Below are 21867 nucleotides of genomic sequence, written 5' to 3'. Positions count from 1 at the left end.
GTGTCCTGATCAAATGGCGCGCCGCACGCAATGGCCGATAGCCTCAGTCCGGTTTCTTGCTGTAGTTCGAGTAAGCGCCGTAAGATGCGCCGCGCCCGGGAACATCCGTGAGCAACAGACCGTTCACGTCAACGTTCGCGCTCGAGAGTTGTCGTGTGCATTCGCGCAGTTCCGCGGCAGAGTGACGGCCATGCCGCACGACCATCAGCGTGGCTCCGGCATGTTTGCCAATAACAACGGCATCCGTGACTGCCAGCACGGGTGGCGAATCGACGATCACCATGTCATAGGTCGAAGCGAGCGCCTTGAGCACAACCGCCAGCCTGTCGCGGACCAGTAGTTCAGCCGGCCGGTCGGGGGTCGAACCGGACATCATCACGTCGAGATTTGGCAATACTTCGCGATGAATGACATCCTTAGGGTCACGTCCGACAAGAACTTCCGAGAAGCCAGGCTTGCTATTGATCGAAAAATAGGAGTGCACATCACCACGCCGCATGTCCGCGTCGATCAGCAAGATCCGCTTTCCTGCTGCTGCAAGGACAGTGGCGAGGTTCACGGAAACAAATGATTTGCCGACACCCGGTCGCGGACCGGTAATCATGACGACGTTGTTCTCAGGCTTGAGCACGCCGAATTGCATTGCGGTGCGCAAACTACGCAGCCCTTCCACTGCGACGTCATCCGGGTATACAGCGGCAAGAACACCGGGCCTCGTGGGATTGCGGCGTACCGATTGACGCAGCGCCAGCTCCTTGTCGCTGTGCGAGATGATCGCGTAGACGGGAATATCTACCGCGTGCTCGATTTCAGCGGGGCTTTCCAGGCCACGGTTGAACATGCGGCGACCCAGCGCGATCGCGCAGCCCAGCAGCAAGCCGACTACGATCGCAAGCGGCAATACCAGAATTTTCAACGGGCGAACCGGTTTTTCGGGGACAACGGCGTAGTCGACAGTCCGCACGTTGCCAAGTTGGCCAGCCTTCAACACGCGTAACTGTTGCGTGCTATCCAGCAGTTTCATATACAGGTCTGTGTTGACCTTCACGTCACGCAGGAGGCGAAGCATTTGCTGCTGCGTCTCTGGCATTGCCGTTACCTGCTTTTCATACTGATCTTGCTGATTTTCGAGTTCTGCAATCCGCGCATCCACCGCCGCAATTGAAGGGTGTGACGCCGTAAAGTGCTGGATGAGATCGGCGCGCTGTTGCTGTAGATCAGTCAAGCGCGTCTTTGAATCGACGATCGACTGCAATAGCAACTTGCCCTGTGTGTCGAGGTCAATCGCACCAGACTTCTCTCGAAACGCGTTGTAGCGAGCCTCAGACTGATCGAGTGCAGCGCGCAGTTCAGGCAACTGCTGGCCAAGGAAATCGAGCATCTGTTGTGCTTGAGCCGATTTGCGGTCTACGTTGCGCTGCACGTAGAGGCTCGCGATCATGTTGATCGTAGCCACGATGCGAGGCGCGTCGTCGCCGTCCAGCTTCACGCCGATAATGCCGGATTGTTTTGTCTTTTCGGCAACGTCGAGGGCTTTCTGCAGATCGGCGACGGTAAGCTGAGTGGAGAAACGCGTCAAATCGAAACGTGTTCCACTGCGCGCGAGCAGCGAGGCTACGTTCAACTCGACTGGGCCATATGGCGTCTCGCCATGAGCGAGTTCACCGACATGCGCCGTCAGCACAACGTTGTTATCTGAGTCCCGCAATTCGTAGCGTTCGTTGGCCAATGCCGTCAGCTTGAATTTTTTCTCGTGAAGCGCTTGCGGTACGTCGAATTTCGTGACGCCGATTCGTTCTCCACCCCAGGCAAAACTGTCGAGGCCGAGCACCGCAGTGGGGATACCCCCGTCTGTCACGTTGCGGCTACGCGCAATGGCTGCGCCGATCAAGGGAAAGTAATGAGGAACCGCACGGATATCCAGATGCAGCCTTTCAACTGTCTCCCCAACGACCATGCGCGACCGAATCAACTCGATCTCGGCGTCGGCGGTCGCCTTCGACTGAAACAGCGAGGCTAGGTCGCCCAGCTTCTCGTTGATGGAACCCATGCCCGAATCGTCGTCCACCTGAATCATCGCGTCTGCGCGATAGACAGGCGTCCCGAGAAAAGCATAAAGCGCACCGATCACGAAGACGATCGCGGTAACAATACCGATCAACGAGATGTTCTCTCGAAGCACGGCAAGCAATTCGGAAAGGTCGATTTCGTCGTCTGCGGCTTCAGATGACGCGTTTTTCTTAAGAAGAGTCATGATTCAATGAAGCTGCTGTGCTGCAAGGACGTCGCGCCAATGTGCAACGCCGTGTTCGATCTGTGCGACCGCAAGGTCGAATGTCGCGCGATGTCGGCGATAAGGATCGACGATATCGATGCCCTCGCCCTCTATCAGCCTGAAGACTTTTCCCCGTGCAAACGGCCACGCGTTCTCGATCTGCTCGCGCTGTGACTTCGTCATGGTGAGAATCAGGTCTGCACCGCGAACGCGCTCGTCCGTCAATGGCGAAGCCACGTGTCCCTCGAGCGGTACACCACGTTCGAGTGCCAGTTGCGCAATGGTCGGATCCGCGCCCTCGCCAACGAGCGCATGCGTCCCGGCCGAACTAAAGCCGATGCCCGGGAGCGCGTGCGCCAACATGGCGCATGCCAAGGGACTACGGCAAATGTTGCCTTCGCAGACAACCAGAACACGCTCGATCATTTCGCCACCAACCCCGCAGTCAGGCCCGCACTGATGGCGGGAATCAGCAACGTCAGTACGCGGTTGAAGCGGACAAGGCCATTGCCGTCGACATACACGACATCCTTCGGTTGCAAATCAAACTCTTTCGCTACGACCATGGCGACCGGGGAACGTCCGTCGAGGTGGAACACTTCCGGCGTACCATTCAGCGCGCCGCGAATCACGAACATTTGAGCGGCATCGGCCGTCGACGAGTTGACGCTGCCCGCCTGCGCGATCGCGTCGGCCAATGTGATGCGGCCGGTACGGCGCGGGATGGCGGAGATCGGCTTGTTGACTTCGCCCATCACGTAGACGTCGTTTTCGTCGCGTGCGACAACGCGCAGCATGTCGCCGGGTTTCAGATACAGCCGGGATGGGCTTAGACCGCTTGCCACCATTTGCGTCAGATTGATGCGGTGAGATTGCCCGCCGCGCACGAGCACGAGGTCACTTTGATCGGCTGTGTCGGCAAAGCCGCCCGCTCGCGATACGGCTTCATAGAGCGACATGGGCACATCGTTCACGGCGACGACGCCAGGGTTGCGCACTTCGCCGTCCACATAGACTTCGTGCGCGCGGTAAGAAGCCATGCGCACCGTGACCTGCGGCTTGACAAAATACCGAGCGAGCGATGCCGAAAGACGTCGTTGCACTTCCTCTGTGCGTAGTCCTGCTACGTGCATCGTTCCCGCGTAGGGGAACGTCAGGTCGCCCGCCTGGTCGACAACGAAACCGGAGAACGGATCGCCCGGCCGCGTGGACGCCTGGGACTGCGTGCCGCCCACGGCCGCTGCGAGTTCCGGGTGGTCCCATACAACAATCTGCAGAACGTCGCCGGCGCCGATCGTGTACGGCTGAGGCACCGCCGATAGCAGTTCGACCTGTTGTTGCTGCTGCTTCAAGCGCGCTTCCTGAAGGCCCTTCACTGTCTCGACGCTGAGTTCGGTAACAGGCACTTCAGGCGTAGCGGAAGTCGCATCGGCGACCTGTGCTGCCGTGCCGGTCGTCGGAGCGGCTGCCCCCCCAGCCGTCGACCTCTCAGCGTTGGAACTGTTCCCGGCGGGCGCCTGCGTCTGGGTGCTTCCCTTCGACAGGGACATGCGCATGCCAGGCGCAACCGCGCACGCGCCAAGCGCAGCGCATAGTGCAACAGCCATAGTCGCACTCGCAAGGCGCGGAGCGGTGCGCCGCGCCCCGCTCAGGGTGCGCTCAAACGGTTTCGTCAATGATTTCACCACTTCTACATTCCAGCTATTCAATACGCGTTGCGATGTACCAGTCCCTTGAACATCGTTGCGACCACGATGCGCATGTCGAGCCCGAAGGACCAGTTGCTGAGGTAATAGAGATCGTGTTCGACGCGGCCCCGCATCTTCTCGACTGAATCCGTCTCGCCACGAAAGCCGTTCACCTGTGCCCAGCCCGTAATTCCCGGCTTGATGCGATAGCGGTGAACATAGTCGTCCACGATGTTTTGATAGAGCGCGTCATGTTCGATGGCGTGTGGGCGCGGCCCGACTACCGACATTTCGCCGCGCAGTACGTTGAAGAATTGCGGAAGCTCGTCGAGACTCGTGCGGCGCAGAAAAGCGCCAACTCGCGTAATGCGGGGATCGTTACGCGTTGCCTGCTTGACGACGCCGTGCGCCGTTTCATGCGCCCGCATGCTGCGGAACTTGTATATGTTGAAGATCTTGCCGTTCGCCCCTTTGCGCCGTTGCGTGAAGAGCACGGGCCCGGGCGAGGAAAGCTTCACGGCAAGCGCGATGGTCGCGAGTATCGGAGCCAGCCCGATTACGGCCAGCAACGCAAACACGCGATCGAAAATGTCCTTCGAAACGAGGGCGTCCGACGAAAGCGGTGAGCCCACGAGATTGATCGCAGACGTGCCGTCGAGGTTGACCATTTCGCCTTCGAAGAGCGCCAGGCCACTGACGTCTGGAACAAACCGGATGTTCACGAGGTCGTTGCGAAACAGATCGATGAATTGAAGAATCGTGCGCTCTTCCGAGAGCGGCAACGCAAGCCAGACCTCAACGACGTGATAACGGCGCACGAAATCGGCAAAACCTTCCCGGTCGCGAAAAGCAGGCACGACGCCCGGTGCCGCGGCAATTTCCGGGCCGGTGTCGAAGATGGTCGAGACGGCGTAGATTGAGTTCGGCGTGGTTTCGACCTTGCGCAGCAGGTGGCGGCAATGCGCCCCGCTGCCAACGATCGCGACAGCGCGTGTGCGCGCGCCCTGCTCCTCCCGCCGCCGATCAACGAAGCGTCCGATGATCCGGCAAGTCACGAGGCCCAGACCGGAGAGGCACATCCACCGCGTGAACCAGTCGCCCGCCGGACGATACGGCTCTAGCAGAATGATCGCGACCAGCAACGCAACTACGAGCGCAAGCACCAACGCGGCAACCGGCGCGCAAACGCAGCGCCAGAAGATGTGGCCGCGAACGGTCTGATACAGACCGAAGAGCGGGAAGAGGAATACCGACGCCAATAGCGCGAACGCGACTAGCGCGTTGTCATAGCCGGGTTGAGCTGGTGTCGCCTCTAGCCGCAGGGCGGCAGACGCGCACACTGTGATCACAATAACGTCAAGCAAGCGCATGAGTGCGCCAGAGCGGCGCCCTGATGTGGCGCGATGGCCTTGAGCGGGCAGATGCATTGAGGTATCCACGAATGAATTGATTGCCGCGTCACTTCGGACGTGGTTTGTCAACGCTGGCGTGCACCGATCGCCGCCAGCTACTGCAGGTTTATTCGTGAACTGTCCAGCCACGTCGTGGATCCACCGGAGATAAGAGACGGACGACGCGAAAATTGGTTGCTTCCCTGCACGCTGCACTCCCTCGCTCAATGAATTCGAAGACGCTCGCGCGGATAAACACACCCAGCGCTGCCAGCCTAAAGGGGGATTCCCCATGCACCAGCTTTCGCATGGGAGCGCCTTGTCGAGTCCGTTTCTTGTTTAATGACAGAGGAGAAAGTTTCGACCGTCGTTACTTTTGCGTATATAGGATGAGTCCGAAATGGACTCGTAAGAGATCACAACCGTGGATTCCAGTAATCTCAAATCCACTAGAGAAAAGCAACTGAATGTGCGATACGATCGTTCTTGATATCGCATAATTTGCAGTGCGAATTATTTGCATCGATATATTTCACCCCAGCGACGACAGGCGAGATCGATCAAAAAAGATGATGACTCGTGCAATCGACAAATGGTCGCACGTGTATCCCACGTGAGATAAAGATGAAAAATATTTGATTCTCACAAATCATCCGATATTTTCTTTTTAATTGCCGGACATCTGTTAATTCGATTTAAAACTCAACGAGCTTTAAGCAGCGACGCCAGAGAATTCCGACGCCGCCCTACAAACTACCTTACTTCTTCCTCTGAATAAACTCGATCTTGTACCCATCGGGATCGGTCACAAACGCGATCACCGTGGTCCCATGCTTCATCGGACCCGCTTCACGCACCACCGTCCCGCCCTGCTCCTTGATCTTCGCGCAGGCGGCGTAGGCATCATCCACCTCAACCGCCAGGTGGCCAAATCCGGCCCCAAGATCATAGGAAGCCGTATCCCAGTTATGCGTAAGCTCGATCACCGTGCCATCGCGCTCGTCCGTGTACCCAACGAAGGCCAGCGTGAACTTGCCATCGGGGTAGTCTTCGCGGCGCAGCAGTTTCATGCCGAGCAGTTCGGTATAGAACTTGATCGAGCGATCGAGGTCGCCGACCCGGATCATCGTGTGCAGCAGGCGCATTGTGTACTCCGTTTTGCCGTCGTCAAAAACCGGACTGTACCAAAAACGCGCCAGCCCTGCCGGGCCCGGCAAGATGCGCCGATTTGCTCTAGCATGAACGCCATCCTGAAATTGCCCACGGCAATTTCGCCATACGCAAGAAACTAGGAGTAGACATGCGAATTCTGGTAGTGGGTGCGGGTGCGACGGGCGGCTATTTCGGCGGCCGGCTCGCCGCTGCGGGGCGTGACGTGACGTTTCTGGTACGCGAGGCGCGCGCCGCGCAGCTGCGCGAAGCGGGCCTCGTCATCCGCAGTCCGGCGGGCGATCTCACGCTGCGCGATGTCAAGACCGTCACGCGCGAAGCGCTCGAGTCGCAAGGTGGCCAACCGTTCGATCTCGTATTGCTGAGCTGCAAGGCCTACGACCTCGACAACGCCATCGATTCGTTCGCCGCTGCCGTCGGGCCGAACACGCTGATCCTGCCGCTGCTCAACGGTATGCGCCATCTGGAAGTCCTGCAGGCGCGCTTCGGCACGCAGGGGGTGTTGGGCGGCGTGTGCCTGATCGCGTCCACGCTCAACGACAAACGCGAGATCGTGCATCTGAATGATGTGCACGCCATCACGTTCGGCGAACTCGGCGGCGGCGTCTCGCCGCGCGTGCAAGCCGTAGCGGATCAGTTCGGCAATGCCGGCTTCCACGTGAAGGCGAGCGATCACATCCTTCAGGAAATGTGGGAGAAGTGGGTGTTTCTCGCGTCGCTCGCGGGCAGCACGTGTCTTTTCCGTGCGCCCGTTGGCGTGATTCTCGCCACGCCCGACGGCGCCGCGACCATCGAGCGTCTCTTTGCCGAATGCCGCGCGATCGCAGCCGAACATGGCCACGCCGTGCGCGACAGCTTCCTCGAACGTTCACGCTCGATGCTGTTCGCCAAGGGTTCGGCGCTCACCGCCTCGATGTTGCGCGACGTGCAGAACGGTTCGCGCATCGAGGCCGATCACGTGCTCGGCGACCTGATCCGGCGCGGCGGCGCGGTGCAGCACGCATCGAACGAGCTATCGGTGCTGCGCGTCGTCTATAGCCAGCTCAAAGCCTACGAGGCGCAGCGCAGCGAAGCGGCCTGAAAAGCGGTCTGAGAAGCGGTCTGAAAAGCAGCTAACGCACCGGCAAGGCGGCGCATCACGCGCTCATCAAGCGCCGCCTGCCCCTTCCAGCGCCTGCGCGAGACTCACATACTCCTCAACGGGCACTTCCTCGGCGCGGCGCGCCAGATCGAAGCCGAGCGCGTCGAAGTCGAGGCGTTCGCGGTAATCGCTGAGCGTATTGCGCAGCATCTTGCGGCGCTGCGAGAAGGCGGCCGTCACGAGTTCGCCGAGCAGCGCATCGTTCACCTTCGGCAGTTCGTGCGGGGCGTAGGGAATCATGCGCACGATCGCTGAATCCACCTTGGGCGGCGGCTGGAACGATTCGGGCGGCACGTCGATGAGCTTGTCGATCACGTAGCGGTACTGGAGCATCACCGTGAGACGGCCGAACGCCTTGCTGCCGGGCTCCGCCACCATGCGCTCGACCACTTCGTTCTGCAGCATGAAGTGCTGGTCGATCACGCGCTCGGCAAACGTGGTCAGGTGAAACAGCAGTGGGCTCGAAATGTTGTACGGCAGATTGCCGACAATGCGCAGCGAGGGCTTCTCGCCCGGCGCCGCGAGCGAGCCGAAGTCGAATGCGAGCGCATCGCCCGCGTGCAGTTCGAGCAGCGGGCCGAACTTCTTCGTGAGGCGCGCGATCAGGTCGCGGTCCAGCTCGACCGCGTGCAGCGGCGATTCAGGCGTGGCGAGGCGCTCGATGAGCGGCTCGGTGAGCGCACCCAAACCGGGCCCAATCTCGACCATGCGCTCGCCGCGCTGCGGGCGAATGACGTCGACGATCGAGTCGATCACGCCCGTGTCGACGAGGAAGTTTTGGCCGAAGCGCTTGCGCGCGAAGTGGCCCTGGTGCTGTCTGCTGCTGTTGGACATCTTCTCTGGATTCAATCAGATAGCGCGCCGGTGGCGCGCCATCGAAACGGCGGTGTCGAGGGCGGCGATCAGGCTGCCAGCGTCCGCGCGGCCAGTGCCGGCGAGGTCGAGCGCAGTGCCATGATCGACCGAGGTGCGCACGATCGGCAGGCCGAGCGTGACGTTGATGCCTTCGCCGAACGTCGCGTATTTCAGGACCGGCAGGCCCTGGTCGTGGAACATCGCCAGCACGCAGTCCGCATCCTTCAGGTAGCGCGGCTGGAACAGCGTGTCGGCGGGGTAAGGGCCGCGCGCGTCAATACCTTGCGCAGCGGCGGCGGCCAGCGCCGGCGAGATCGTGTCAATTTCCTCGCGCCCCAGGTAGCCGTTCTCGCCCGCATGCGGGTTGAGGCCGGTCACCAGAATCCGCGGCAGCGGCACGCCGAAATGATGACGCAGGTCATGATCGATGATGCCAAGTGTTTCAACGAGCCCCTCGACCGTGAGCGCAGCCGACACGTCCTTGAGCGGCAAATGCGTCGTGGCGAGCGCCACGCGCAACGGGCGCGCGCCGGTGCCCGCCAGCATCATGACCACGCGCGGCGTATGCGTGCGTTCGGCGAGATATTCGGTGTGGCCGGTAAAGGGCACACCGGCGTCGTTGATGGTGCTCTTTTGCAGCGGCGCGGTGACGATCGCGTCGAATTCGCCCGCCAGTGCGCCGTCGATCGCGCGGTCGAGCAGCGCGAGAACATAGCGGCCGTTGGCGGCGTCGAGCTTGCCGGGCTTGGCTGGCGTCGCGAGCGCGATATGCTCGACCTGCACAGGCTGGTGCGCCAGCACGGCGGCCCAGTCGACGCTCGCGGCTTTCGCGCGTGCTTCGAGCAGCGCGCTGTCGCCGAGGACGACGAACTGCGCGTCGGGCCAGTGGGCCGAGGCGCCCGCCAGCGCGGCGGCGGTCAGTTCGGGGCCGACGCCGGCCGGTTCACCCGTGGTGATGGCGATGCGGATCGGCCCCGCCCTCCGCGGAGCCGGCGACGACGATGCGGAGGCGTTCATGGCTCGATCCCTGGGTGACTGCTTAGTTGTGCGGCGGCGTCATGCCCGCGATCTTGTAGCTGACGTAGGCGCTGTCGCGCAGCTGCCGCAGCCAGTCGGCGTAAGCCTGCTCCGCCTTGCGCTGGCCGATGGCCTGGCGCGCGAGTTCCATTTGCTGCGCGATCGAGCCTTCGGCGTCGCGGCGGCCCAGCACCTGGATCAAGTGGTAGCCGTACTCGGTGCGAATCGGCTCGCTCAACTGGCCGTCCTGCAGCGTATTCATGGCGCGCTCGAATTCAGGCACGGTTTCGCCAGGGCTGATCCAGCCGAGGTCGCCGCCCTGCGAGGCCGAGCCGTCCTGCGAGTAAGTGCGCGCGAACTTGGCGAAGTCGCCGCCCGCCGCGATTTCCTGGCGGATTTCAAGCAGCTTCTGGCGCGCCTGGGGTTCGGACATGCCGTCGCCCACACGCAGCAGGATGTGGCGCACGTGCGTTTGCACGAGCTTGGGCGCGTCGGCGGCGGTGCCCTGGCCCTGGCGGCGCTCGACGAGGCGGACGATTTCAAAGCCGTCGTTGGTGCGGATCACCGTGGGGTTCACTTCGCCCGGACGCAGGGTGGAAGCGGCCGTCACGAACTCGGGCGGCAGCTTCGACTGCTGCAGAAAGCCCATGTCGCCGCCCTTGCTTGCGTCGCTCGCCTGCGAATTCGACTTCGCGAGGCTCTCGAACTTGCTACCCGACTGGGCTTCCTTGAGCAGCGCGTTGGCCTTCGCCTGCGCGGCTTCGATGTCGGTTTCCGAGGCGTTCAGCGGCGCCTTGATGAAAATGTGCTGGAAGTGCAGATCGCTCGACTGGCCTGCGTTCGGTCCGCGCTGGCTCGCGATGTAGTTCGCGACTTCGGCGTCGGACACCGTGACCTTGCTGTCCACTTCCTTCTCGCGCAGCTTCGAGAGCGTGAGTTCGGTGCGCGCGTCCTTCATGAACGTGGTCCAGGGCACGCCGGCCGCCTCGATGCGCGCGCGATAGGTGGCGAGATCCATGCCGTTGGCCTGAGCGAGGCGCTCGAGCGTGCGTTGCACGGAGGCGTCGTCGACAGTGATGCCGTCTTCCTTGGCCTTCTGGAGCTGGATGCGCTCGAGCACCATCTGGTTGAGCACCTGCGCGCGCAACTGGTCCGCGGGCGGAACCGGCGCGTTTTGCTGCTGAAGGCGATGCGAAATGAGTTCGGCGCGGCTGTCTAGCTCGCGCTGCGTGATCACGCCGTCATTGACGACTGCGGCGATCGTGTCGACCGTCTGGCCGTTGCCGGCCGGGAGACCTTGAGCTTGCGCCGGCGCGGCCGGCAACACGCCTGCGACGGCGAAGAGACTCGCAGCGTACGCTGCCAGGCGAAGCTTTTTCATGATTCCCACAGATACTCCAATGTTGGCGGGCACGCTTCGCCCGTCTCTATGCAACCGACACCGCGTTGCCCCGAGGCGCCTTGTGCAAACAATGCGCTCCGGATCACGCGTTATTGATAATCAGTGAAGCGCGAATCCGGCGGCGACTGGGCCGGCAGCTGCGTGTACCCCGGCACTGCCGTCCTGAACGCCGCCACCAGCCCGTTGTCGACGTTCGAGAGTCCCTTGAGCGTGAGCTGCGCGAGAAACCGCGTTGACGAATTCGGCGTACCCGACGTATTGAGCCCGTTCGCGTATCGCTGCAGGCCGATCCCGAGCACCCAGCAGTCGGCGTCGTACTGCATGCCGACCAGGCCGTCGACGATCCGATGGCCGTTCAGATCGTAGTTGAAGCGGCCCACGGCGTACACCCGGTGCGAGAACGGCCATTGAGCCGAGATCAGAACCTGATTGATCGGCTGGAAGTCCAGCGTGGTGTTCGCCCGCGTGTAGCGGTAGGCCACGTTCAGCACGCGGCTCGTTCCCGGGCTGTACCCGAAACCGATGCTCGCCTTCGTGAGCTGGTTGTTGTCGGCATTATATTGGAACGCCGTTTCCGAAGCGAAACCAGCCCCGATTTTCAGCGCAGCACCCGCAATCAGGTCCGAATGCGTCGCCTGACTCGTGCTTTCGCCGGAGTTCAGCGTGACGCGCTGATCCTGGAAGTAGTACTGCTGCGCGATCACGAAGCGCGCGCGCTCGTCGCCCGAAGCCGGGTCGATGAAGCGCGTGGTGAGCGCGGCCGTAATGCGGTTCGCGTCGGCAATCCGGTCGTTGCCGACGAAGGTGTTCGGCGTGAAGATCTCCGCGAGGCCGAAGTCCGACTCCGCGGTATCGAAAAGGGGCGCGAACTGCTGGTTGTGGTACGGCGTGTACACGTAGTACAGGCGCGGTTCCAGCGTCTGGATGTAGTCCTGACCGAACAGGTGGACCGAGCGGTCGAACACGAGGCCCGTGTCGAAGCTGAAGGTCGGGATCGATTCGGTAAAGCTCTTCGGCGTACCGACGGGCGAACCGAAGGTCGTGCCCGCCGGGCCGATGTTGCTCAGGTTGTACGACGCGAAGTGCCACTGAACCTTCGGCGTGACGAAGTAACCCGGCCCCATCAAGGAATACGACAGGTACGGATTGAAGACGACGCGGTCGCCTTCGGTCGCGTTGTCTTCCGTGATGCGGAAGCGCGAATAGTCGGCTTCCATGCCGTAGTCGAAGCCGCCGACGTTGTACTTCGCGTACTTCACGTTCAACTGCGGCTCGCGGCCGTACGGCGGCGTCGACGACTCGACCACCTGCCAGTGCTGGTAGCGGCCGAGCACGGACCACGGTCCGTTGTTGTACGTGAGGCCGGCTTCCTGCTGGTACAGCGTCTGCGTACCGTTCAGGAACTGGTTGGCCGGCGACGACAGGTCCGACGGATAGGTGTTGTCCGAGACCTTGTTGTAGTAGACGTACCCGCCGAACCCGTTGCCGAAGTTCTGGTTGTGCTGGATGAACAGCGCGTAGCGGTTCGTCTTCGTGATCGCGTCGTCCGGCAGGAAGGTGCCGGTGATCGATCCCGAGTAATTCGTCGAGAGATACCGGTAGTTGCCCTGCAGGAACACGCCACGCTTCGAGATGATTTCCGGCGTGAACGTGAAGTCGCGGTTCGGCGCGATGTTGAAGTAATACGGCAGCGAGATTTCGTAGCCGTTCGTCGAGCTGACCGAGAACGTGGGCGGCAACAGGCCGCTGCGGCGGTCGCCCGTAAGCGGGAACGACAGCCACGGGCTCGCGAAGATCGGCACGTCCTGGAAGAACAGCACGGCGTTGTGCGCGACGCCCTCGTCGCTGCCGGTGTCGAAATCGAACTCGCTGCCCTTGATGTACCAGGCCGGATTGGTCGAGCAGTGGCACGCGGTGTAGGTGCCGGTCGTGAGCACCGAGCGCTCACTGTCCAGCAGGTCGGCGCGCGCGGCGCTGCCCGAGCCGCCCGTGAGCGTGAAGTGGTACTTCGGCGCGGGCATGAAGCCCTCGTTCGCCTCGACCTTCAAATGCGCCTCGGGCCCCGTGAACGTCGTGCCGTTCTGCACGACCACGACATTGCCGTACGCATTGGCCATGTCGGTGTCCTGGTCGTAGTGCAGGGCGTCGCCCTTCACCACGTTCGTGCCCTGGCGCAGTTCCGCGGCGCCCTTCACTGCGAGGTCGGTGTCGATCGTGCCGGTCGTCGAATCGCCGAGCACGAACGTTGCCGGGTGCTGGCCCGTCGCGTTGGGGTGATCCTCGAGTTGCGGCGCGAGCCGCAGGCTCCACGGGCCGTCCAGCTGCTGGGGCTGCGCGGCCGCGCCCGCGAGCTGGGCGTGCGCGAGCGCGGGCACCAGACCCGGTACGGCCAGGAGTGCCGCGATGAGCCGCCGCTTGCCCGGCACGCCGTCGTCACTAGGGGAGATCGTCTGGAAAAACTGTCTGGGCGGCATGTATGGTTTTGGCGAATCGGCCCGGCCGCCTGCCCTCTGCTTGATGGTGGCCCGCCTGGGCACCCGCCTCCCGATAAACCGGATCGAGGCCGGGCTGCAAACAATTAATTACAATTCATCGAACCCTGGAGCGACGATGAATGCGGCGAGCGAACCGTCATGCGGGCTTTGGCGCGAGTCGCGTCAAAAAAGTCGTGGGGTATTATATGGCAAGACGTTGATCCACTGATTTTGCCTCTGGCTTTCATGACCTTTTCCGCCGCGCATTCTCCCGCCGACTCACCTGCCGCATCCGCGACCGACACTCGCCGCGACCTGCTCGCCGCCTGGCTCGGCAGCCACGCCGGGCAGTACGCCCTCGACCTCGCAACGCTCGCCCCCGCCTCGGCGGACGCGAGCTTTCGGCGCTATTTCCGGCTCGCTAGCGCGGGCGCGCACGGTGCGACGCTGATCGCCGTCGACGCCCCGCCGCCCGAAAAAAGCCGCGAATTCGCCCAGATCGCGCAGATGCTCGAGGCCGCCGGCGTCCACGTGCCGCGCGTGCTCGAAGTCGATTTCGACGCGGGCTTCATGCTCGTGACCGATCTCGGCACCGCGCCCTACCTGAAAGCGCTGCAGGAAGCCGGCCCCGGCACGCGCTCGCGCGAGTTGATGCGCGACGCCATCGAAGCGTTGATCCGCTGGCAGTCGAGCTCGCGGCCGGGTGTACTGCCGGACTTCGACGAATCCTTCATGCGCCGCGAGATGGAGCTGATGCCCGAGTGGTATCTGGAGCGCCATCTGGGCCGCAAGGTGGACGAAGCCACGCGCGGCGTGCTCGATCGCACCTTCGCGCTGCTCGTGGCAAGCGCCCGCGCACAGCCGCAAAGCTACATGCTGCGCGACTTCATGCCCCGCAACCTGATGATCGCCACGCCCAACCCCGGCGTGCTCGACTTCCAGGACGCGGTGTATGGCCCGATCACCTACGACGTCGTCTCGCTGTTGCGCGACGCGTTCCTGAGCTGGGACGAAGAGTTCGAGCTCGACTGCTTCGCGCACTACTGGGAGCGCGCCAAGAAGGCGGGACTGCCGGTCGACGCCGACTTCGGCGAGTTCTACCGCCAGCTCGAGTGGATGGGCCTGCAGCGCCACATCAAGGTGCTGGGCCTCTTCTGCCGCATCAACTATCGCGACAGCAAACCGCATTACATGGCAGACCTGCCGCGCTTTCTCAACTACGCGAGCAAGGTCGCGCACCGCTACCGCCCGCTCGTGCCGTTCGCACGGCTCATCGACGAACTGCAGGGCAGCGCCGTCGAAGTCGCCTACACCTTCTGAAACGGGCCGTCATGACCCAAACGAATCACACGCGGGACAAGGCGCGCCACGGCCGAACCGCCATGATCTTCGCCGCCGGACGCGGCGAGCGCATGCGTCCGCTCACCGACACCTGCCCGAAGCCGCTGCTGGCCGTGGGCGGCAAACCGCTGGTCGTGTGGCAGATCGAGCGGCTCGCCGCGGCGGGCTACACGCGCATCGTCATCAACCACGCCTGGCTCGGCGCGCAGATCGAAGCCGCGCTCGGCGACGGCGCGCGCTTTGGCGTGATGCTCCACTATTCGCCCGAGCACGACGCGCTCGAAACGGCGGGCGGCATTGCACAGGCGCTGCCGCTGATCGAGTCGAACGGCACGCCCGAGGTGTTTCTCGCGGTGAGCGGCGACGTCTACAGCGCCTACGATTTCGCGCGTCTGAACCCGCACGCGCAAGCGCTCGCGGCGCAAGCGCAGCCGGGCATGCATCTCGTGATGGTGCCGAACCCGCCGTTCCACCCGAAGGGCGACTTCGCACTGAACGCTGACGGCCGGCTCGCCCTCGAAGGCGCGCCGCGCTACACGTTCGGCAATATCGGCCTCTACGACACGCGTATGTTCCGCGATCTCGCGCCGGGCACGAAGCGCGCGCTTACGCCGTACTATCGCGAGTCCATCGCGCAAGGACGCGTGAGCGGCGAACTGTACGAAGGCGTTTGGGAAAACGTCGGCACGCCCGCGCAGCTCGAAGCGCTCGACGCCGCGCTGCGCACGTCGACTCACGCGCAACCCGGCTAAAAACCTGCAAACGCCGGCGCGCGGAGCGCTTCAGTTTCCGCCCGCCGCCGGCAACTCCACTTGCCCAGCTTCTGACTGCGGCACATCGCCCGCCTTCTGCTGCTGGAGCGCCCACATCTGCGCATAGTGTCCGCCCGCGCGCAGCAGTTCCGCATGCGTGCCGCGCTCGACGATGCGCCCGTGATCCATCACGATGATCTGCTGCGCGTGCACGACGGTCGAGAGCCGGTGCGCAATGACGAGCGTCGTGCGCTCGCGCGCGATCTGGTCGAGCTCGTGCTGGATGGCCCGTTCCGAGCGCGAGTCGAGCGCTGACGTCGCCTCGTCGAACAGCAAAATGGGCGGATTCTTGAGCAGCGTGCGCGCGATCGCCACGCGCTGCTTCTCGCCGCCCGAAAGCTTGAGGCCGCGCTCGCCCACCGGCGTGTCGTAGCCCTTGGGCAGACTTTCGATGAACGTGTGAATATGCGCCGCGCGCGCCGCTGCGATCACTTCCTCGCGGCTCGCCGTCGGGCGGCCATAGGCGATGTTGTAGTAGATCGAGTCGTTGAACAGCACCGTGTCCTGCGGCACGATGCCGATCGACGCACGCAGCGAATCCTGCGTGACGTCGCGGATATCCTGGCCGTCGATGGTGATCGCGCCACTGCTCATGCGGTCGAGATCGTAGAAGCGGAACAGGAGCCGCGCGAGCGTGGACTTGCCCGATCCGCTATGCCCAACCACGGCCGTGGTCGTGCCCGCCGCAATCGTGAAGCTCAGGTCGTGCAGAATCTGACGCGACGGCTCATACGCGAAGTTCACGTGCGAAAAGCGCACCTCGCCACCGCGCACCGCAAGCGCCTGTGCGCCGGGCACGTCGGCCACTTCGCGCTCGACGGTGAGCAGCGTGAACATGCGGTCCATGTCGGTGAGGCTCTGCTTGAGCTCGCGATACACCACGCCGAGAAAATTCAGCGGAATGTAGAGCTGCAGCATGAACGTGTTGATGAGCACGAGGTCGCCGAGCGTGAGCCGCCCCGCCATCACGCCTTGTGTGGCGCGCCAGAGAATGAATACGAGCCCCGTGCCGATGATCGCCTGCTGCCCGAAGTTGAGCGCGGAAAGCGAGTGCTGCGACTTGATCGCGGCCTTGCGGTAGCGATGCAGGTTCTCGTCGTAGCGCTTCGTCTCCCACTCTTCGTTGCCGAAGTACTTCACCGTCTCGTAGTTGATGAGCGAGTCGATCGCACGCGCGTTGGCGCGCGAATCGAGCTCGTTCATCGTGCGGCGATAGTGCGTGCGCCACTCAGTCACCTTCACCGTGAACACGATGTACGCAACGAGCGCGATGAGCGTGACGATCGCGTAATAAGCCTCGTACTTCACGACGAAGAAGCCGAGCACGAGACCCACTTCCACGAGCGTCGGCAGGATGCTGTAGAGCGAGTAGGAAATGAGCTGCGTGATGCCACGCGTGCCGCGCTCGATGTCGCGCGACATGCCGCCGGTTTGCCGCTCGAGATGAAAGCGCAGCGAGAGCGCGTGCAGATGGCGGAACACCTTGAGCGCGAGCTGGCGCACGGCGCTCTCGGTCACTTTCGAAAACAGGATTTCGCGCAGCTCGGTGAAGAGCGATGTCGAGAGGCGCACGATGGCGTAAGCCACCACGAGCAACCCGACGCCGCCCGCGAGCACGATGCCTGGCGCGTGCTCCGCGCGACCGAGCGCGGTGAGCTGGTGCACGGAAGCGAGACCGTCGACGATGTGTTTCATCACGATCGGCACGCCGAGGTTGGCCACCTTCGCGCCGATCAGGCAGGTGAGCGCGAACGCCACGCGCCATTTGTAGGCGGTGAGGTAAGGCAGCAGCGAAACGATCGTCTGCCAGTCGTTGCGCGGCCCGGTGGCGGGCAGTGCGGGTTCGTTGGAAGCGGGAAAGCGGCGCATGGGGCGAGCAGCGAGAAACGTGCGCAATGCGGCGCGCGAAAGCCGGTTCAGCAACCGGAGCCTGGCGCGGCGCAAGCGGCACGGCGAGTCTTGTGGGGTAATCGGCGACGGGTTTCGCGAAGGTGGAAGGCTCTAATCGACCCGGCCGCCGCACCTTATGCTTTCCCGTACAATTCCTGATCAACGTATTGTCGCAGAAGGCGGCGCGCGCCGCTGAGCACGCCACGCCGGGCGCGCCCCGCTTGCCTCCAGCCTGCGCCGCAATGCTGTCCGCCGTTCGATCCCTTTTCATGGAAGCCCGATGACCGACTCCTTCCCGCTCCCCCAAAAATCGCCCGCGCTGCGCGTCGTGCCGCAACCCTCGGACGCCAACGTTCACGGCGATGTCTTCGGCGGCTGGATCATGGCGCAGGTCGACATTGCCGGTTCGATTCCGGCGAGCCGCCGCGCCAATGGACGCGTTGCGACCGTCGCGGTGAACTCGTTCGTGTTCAAGCAACCGGTGTTCGTGGGCGACCTGCTGAGCTTCTACGCCGACATCGTCAAGACCGGCAACACCTCGGTGACCGTCGAGGTCGAGGTGTACGCGCAGCGTATGCGCCTCCAGGAGGAGGTCGTGAAGGTGACGGAAGCCACGCTCACCTATGTTGCGACCGGCACGGACCGCCGCCCGCGCCAGCTGCCGCCGATTGAATAACGCTCACGCCCGGCCGCTGCGCCGGGCTTAGCCCGTCCACGCCAGCCCCGGCGCTTCCTCGTACGTTGCGCTCGCGCGCAACAGCGCCGCGGCCTCGTCGCCGGGTAGCGGCGGCGCGAAGAAGTAACCCTGCAGCTCGTCGCACGCGCGATCACGCAAGAAGGCGAATTGCGCCGACGTCTCCACCCCTTCCGCGATCACCTGCAACTGCAGCTCGTGCGCAAGCGCGATGATGGCCGCCGTGATCGTTTCGTCGTCGCTGCTCGTGCCGATGTCGGCCACGAACGAGCGGTCGATCTTGAGCCGGTCCACCGGCAGCCGCTTCAGGTAGCTCAGGCTCGAATAGCCGGTGCCGAAATCGTCGATGGCAATGCCGATGCCGAGCGCGTGCAGCTCGTTCAACATCGACACGGCTTCTTCCGCGTTGCGCATGAGCGTGCTCTCGGTCAGCTCGATTTCGAGCCAGCAGGCTTCCAGCCCGGTTTCCTGCAGCACGTCCTTCACGAGCTGCGCAATGTCGCGCTGGTGGAACGTCTTCGCCGAGAAGTTCACGGAAACGCGCACGGGCGGCAGCCCCGCGAGTTGCCACGCCCGGTTCTGGCGGCACGCCTCACGTAGCACCCAGTCGGAGAGCGGGCCGATCAGGCCGCTTTCTTCCGCCACGGGAATGAACTGCGCAGGCGACACGAGCCCGACCTCCGGGTCGCGCCAACGCACGAGCGCCTCCATGCCGACGACGCGGCCACCCTCGATCTCCACCTGCGGCTGGTAGTGCAGCAGGAATTCGCTGTCGCGCAGCGCGCGGCGCAGGCGCCGCTCGAGATTCAGGCGCGCACCCACATTCGCGTTCATCTCCGGCTGGAAGAACTGGAACGTGTTGCGGCCCATGTCCTTCGCGCGGTACATCGCGACGTCGGCCTTCTTCATGAGCGTTTCGGCGTCGTTGCCGTCCTGCGGGAACACGCTCGCGCCCATGCTGCAGCCTACGTACAGTTCGGTGCCGTCGATCCACACCGGCTCCGAGATCAGCGCGCGCGCGCGCTCCATCCAGCCGATCAGCGACTTCTCGTCAATGGTGTCGGTGAGCACGATCACGAACTCGTCGCCGCCGTGGCGCGCGACCGTGTCGGTCGTGCGCGTGCAACGCTGAAGCCGCTCGGCCACCACGCCGAGCAGACGGTCGCCCACGCTGTGGCCGAGACTGTCGTTGACGTTCTTGAAACCGTCGAGGTCGATGAACACCACGGCCACGCCCGTGTCGTGCCGCTGCGCCGCGAGCAGCGCGTGCTGAAGCCGGTCGCGCAGCAGGTTGCGGTTGGGCAGCAGCGTGAGGCTGTCGTAGTTCGCCTGGTATTCGAGCTGCTCCTGATAGCGGATCAGCTCGGTCACGTCGTTGATGATGCCAATGTGATGCGTGATGCGGCCATCGAGATCGGGCACCGGCGCGATCAGCAGCTGGTTCCAGAAGAGCGCGCCGTCTTTGCGGTAGTTGCGCAGCACGGCGCTCACTTCGCGATTGGAGAGCAGCGCCTTGCGCACCGCGATGAGGCCGTCCTGATCGCGGTCGTCGCGTTGCAGGAAACGGCAGTCCTGGCCGACCACCTCGGCCGGATCGAAGCCCGTGATGCGGCGAAACGCAGGATTCGCGTACTCGATCAGATTGCTGCCGCCCGGACCCGGCGCGGTGATGAGAATGGCGTTCACGCACGCGTCGAGCGCGCGGCTTTGCAGGCGCAGCGCGAGGTCGGCGCGCTTGCTTTCCGTGGTGTCCGAGTACGAGCCGAGCACGCCGATCACGCGGCCGTCGCCATCGAGCAGCGGCAGCTTGCTCGTGAGCGTCGTGCGGTGCAGGCCGTCGATCGTGTGGTCGTCCTCGAAGTTGATGCGCGGCAGGCCCGACTCGATCACCTCGCGATCCTGTTCGCGCATGTCGTCGGCGTAGGCGCGCCACGGCAGGTCTTCGTCGGACTTGCCGATGATCTGCTCGGGGTAAGCGAGGCCCGCGTCGCGCGCGAACGTCATGTTGCAGCCGAGATAGCGCGATTGCGCGTCCTTCCAGAAGATGCGCTGCGGGATGTTGTCGATCACCGACTCGAGCATCTGGTTCGAGCGCTGCGCCTCCGCCTCGGCCTTGATCTGCTCGGTGACGTCGTCGGCGAGCACGAACACGGCGTCGCGGCCGAGGAAGGTGAGCGAGTGATGCGAGATGTCGGCGCTGATGATCGAGCCGTCGCGGCGGCGATGGTGCCAGATGCCGGCCATCATGCGCACGTTCTGCGTGAGCATGTCCGAGCGCGTGAGATGTTGCTCGAGCCGCGAGACGTCCTCGGCGGGACGGATGTCGCGGATCGTCATCGCGAGGAACTCCTCCTCGCTGTAGCCGTATTGCTGGATCGCGGCGCTATTCACGGCGAGAAAGCGCAGCGTCTCGCGGTCGAACACGTACATCGGCACCGGGTGCGCGTCGAACAGCCCCTGAAAGCGCTCGCTGCGCAGGCGCATGCCGCTCACGGCGCGCAGCTTCTCGCGGGCGGCGCTTTCGCGCGCGCCGAACGTGTAGATGAGCAGCGTCCCACCCGCGAGCATCGTCACGATCAGCAGCAACAGGGCGCGGCCGCCCGAGCGCGCCGAGTCGGCGAGCGCGGCGGCGAGCGCCAGATCCTCTGCGCGTTGCAGCGCCGCGAGCCGGGCGTCGAGCTGGTCCACGAGGTTGTCGACGCGGATGTATTCGCCGGCGAGCCACGCGGCAGTGGCAGGCGACGGCGCTTCGACACTGGCCGTGAGTACTGCTGTGGGCACAGCGGCGGTTGGAGGTGTTGCCGCAGCAGGCGGCGCGGCGGTCGCTGTGACGGGATTTTGGGTGCTGCTTGCCGCGATATTTGCCACGCCGTTTGCTGCGATATTTGCCGCGACGCTCGCGCCGAGCGGCGCCGCGGTGAGCGTATCGAGCGTCACGGCGCGCGCCGCCACATCCGCCGCGGCGTGCAGCGGCAAGATGGTGCCGGTCACGACATGGCCGGCCATGCGCGCGTCTGCGGCGTTCGCGGGTTGAACCGCTTTCGCGGCGGCGCCATTGCGTGCGGGCGCCTCGCGCGATTCCCATGGCGCTGCGGGCGAACGTGCGGCATCGGCTGGCATTGCCGTGCCGAATTCCTGGTTGGCCGCGCCGTCAGCCGGAGCCGCCGCCGCTGGCGCGGTCCCGTTCGCCGCAGCCTGTCCGCGCTCGTCGGCAACGCGCTGCTCGGCGCGCGCGAGCGTCACGTCGATCTCGCCCGCAATGGCAGTGGCCTGCGCCGCCAACGCATCGAAACGGGCGGCGAGGTCGGCATTGCCGGCCAGCTCCGCGCGCAGTGCGCGGCCGGTTTCGTCGAGCATGACGGCGCGCGCATCGTGCGCGGCCGCCGACTCCGGCTCGCCCTGCACCGCGAAGCGGCCCAGCGCGCTCACACCGCTGCCAAGGGCATCGCGATAGCGGTCGAGGTCGTGACGGATCGTCGCCGCCTGGCTCGCGCGCAGGTCGATCTGGCGCTGACCGTCGATCTGCGTCCACGCGACAAAAGCGTTCGCGCCCACGGCCGCCGCAACGACGGCCAGATTGATAAGTTGGCGCTTCGAAAAAAGAAGGTTCATGAATGCCGAGCGTCGTTCGCACCCGCGCCGTGAGCGCGGGATGATGGGTCACGACTGCGCGCGACCGGTCGGCGCCTGACGCGCCAACCCGAAATAACGGCAGGG

15 protein-coding genes are annotated in these 21867 nt (G+C 63.9%); 4 read left to right on the top strand and 11 right to left on the bottom strand.

Going from position 1 to position 21867, the window contains the following annotated elements; all coding sequences use genetic code 11:
- Positions 1 to 43: 43 nt before the first annotated feature.
- The 5 genes from U5A52_RS13535 to gloA form a co-directional block, all read right to left on the bottom strand.
- Positions 44 to 2254: a polysaccharide biosynthesis tyrosine autokinase gene (locus U5A52_RS13535; RefSeq protein ID WP_321935017.1), complete on the bottom strand. Its 2211-nt coding sequence runs from the start codon at positions 2252 to 2254 to the stop codon at positions 44 to 46.
- Positions 2255 to 2257: 3 nt separating this feature from the next.
- The gene (locus tag U5A52_RS13530) at positions 2258 to 2701 is read right to left on the bottom strand and encodes a low molecular weight protein-tyrosine-phosphatase (protein ID WP_321935016.1); all 444 of its coding nucleotides are present in this window, start codon (positions 2699 to 2701) and stop codon (positions 2258 to 2260) included.
- Positions 2698 to 3882: a polysaccharide biosynthesis/export family protein gene (locus U5A52_RS13525; protein ID WP_415773856.1), complete on the bottom strand. Its 1185-nt coding sequence runs from the start codon at positions 3880 to 3882 to the stop codon at positions 2698 to 2700. Before U5A52_RS13525 ends, U5A52_RS13530 begins: the two co-directional genes overlap by 4 nt.
- A 98-nt stretch (positions 3883 to 3980) precedes the next feature.
- Positions 3981 to 5333 (bottom strand): undecaprenyl-phosphate glucose phosphotransferase, encoded by a 1353-nt coding sequence (locus U5A52_RS13520; protein ID WP_321935014.1) that lies wholly within the window; start codon positions 5331 to 5333, stop codon positions 3981 to 3983.
- Positions 5334 to 6112: 779 nt separating this feature from the next.
- The gene (gene gloA / locus U5A52_RS13515; RefSeq protein WP_321913686.1) at positions 6113 to 6499 is read right to left on the bottom strand and encodes a lactoylglutathione lyase; all 387 of its coding nucleotides are present in this window, start codon (positions 6497 to 6499) and stop codon (positions 6113 to 6115) included.
- A gap of 155 nt (positions 6500 to 6654) precedes the next feature.
- Between gloA and panE the strand changes: the two genes are divergently transcribed.
- Entirely contained in the window at positions 6655 to 7605 is a 951-nt protein-coding gene (gene panE, locus U5A52_RS13510) for a 2-dehydropantoate 2-reductase (RefSeq protein ID WP_321935013.1), read from the top strand.
- A gap of 66 nt (positions 7606 to 7671) precedes the next feature.
- On the opposite strand, the gene rsmA is transcribed toward panE, so the two are convergent.
- From rsmA to U5A52_RS13490, 4 genes are all read right to left on the bottom strand, one after another.
- Complete coding sequence (gene rsmA / locus U5A52_RS13505; protein WP_233882891.1) at positions 7672 to 8499, bottom strand: 16S rRNA (adenine(1518)-N(6)/adenine(1519)-N(6))-dimethyltransferase RsmA; 828 nt, start codon at positions 8497 to 8499, stop codon at positions 7672 to 7674.
- A gap of 15 nt (positions 8500 to 8514) precedes the next feature.
- A complete protein-coding gene (pdxA, locus tag U5A52_RS13500; protein ID WP_321913684.1) occupies positions 8515 to 9537 on the bottom strand; it encodes a 4-hydroxythreonine-4-phosphate dehydrogenase PdxA in 1023 nt (340 codons plus the stop codon).
- Positions 9538 to 9559: 22 nt separating this feature from the next.
- Positions 9560 to 10927, bottom strand: coding sequence for a peptidylprolyl isomerase (locus U5A52_RS13495; protein WP_321913683.1), 1368 nt, complete (start codon positions 10925 to 10927; stop codon positions 9560 to 9562).
- A 101-nt stretch (positions 10928 to 11028) separates the two neighbouring features.
- On the bottom strand, positions 11029 to 13413 hold the full coding sequence (locus tag U5A52_RS13490; RefSeq protein ID WP_321935012.1) for an LPS-assembly protein LptD: 2385 nt from the start codon (positions 13411 to 13413) through the stop codon (positions 11029 to 11031).
- Between the two features lie 246 nt (positions 13414 to 13659).
- Here U5A52_RS13490 and U5A52_RS13485 point away from each other — a divergent pair, with 246 nt between their 5' ends.
- Both U5A52_RS13485 and murU read left to right on the top strand, forming a co-directional pair.
- Positions 13660 to 14733, top strand: a complete 1074-nt coding sequence (locus U5A52_RS13485) for an aminoglycoside phosphotransferase family protein (protein WP_321935011.1) — start codon at positions 13660 to 13662, stop codon at positions 14731 to 14733.
- Between the two features lie 11 nt (positions 14734 to 14744).
- Complete coding sequence (gene murU / locus U5A52_RS13480) at positions 14745 to 15506, top strand: N-acetylmuramate alpha-1-phosphate uridylyltransferase MurU (RefSeq protein ID WP_321935010.1); 762 nt, start codon at positions 14745 to 14747, stop codon at positions 15504 to 15506.
- A gap of 30 nt (positions 15507 to 15536) precedes the next feature.
- Here the strand turns inward: murU and U5A52_RS13475 are convergent, their stop codons facing one another.
- Positions 15537 to 17435 (bottom strand): ABC transporter ATP-binding protein/permease, encoded by a 1899-nt coding sequence (locus tag U5A52_RS13475; RefSeq protein WP_321935168.1) that lies wholly within the window; start codon positions 17433 to 17435, stop codon positions 15537 to 15539.
- A gap of 301 nt (positions 17436 to 17736) precedes the next feature.
- Between U5A52_RS13475 and U5A52_RS13470 the strand changes: the two genes are divergently transcribed.
- Positions 17737 to 18132 carry an acyl-CoA thioesterase gene (locus U5A52_RS13470; RefSeq protein WP_158758619.1) on the top strand — a complete coding sequence of 132 codons (396 nt, stop codon included), beginning with the start codon at positions 17737 to 17739 and terminating at the stop codon, positions 18130 to 18132.
- Positions 18133 to 18159: 27 nt separating this feature from the next.
- Here the strand turns inward: U5A52_RS13470 and U5A52_RS13465 are convergent, their stop codons facing one another.
- Positions 18160 to 21762: an EAL domain-containing protein gene (locus U5A52_RS13465; RefSeq protein ID WP_321935009.1), complete on the bottom strand. Its 3603-nt coding sequence runs from the start codon at positions 21760 to 21762 to the stop codon at positions 18160 to 18162.
- Positions 21763 to 21867 lie beyond the last annotated feature (105 nt).

The organism is Paraburkholderia sp. J8-2 (assembly GCF_905220195.1).
Classification (GTDB): domain Bacteria; phylum Pseudomonadota; class Gammaproteobacteria; order Burkholderiales; family Burkholderiaceae; genus Paraburkholderia.
The sequence above is the reverse complement of the archived record's forward strand: the minus strand, read 5'-3'. Positions and strand labels throughout refer to the sequence as shown.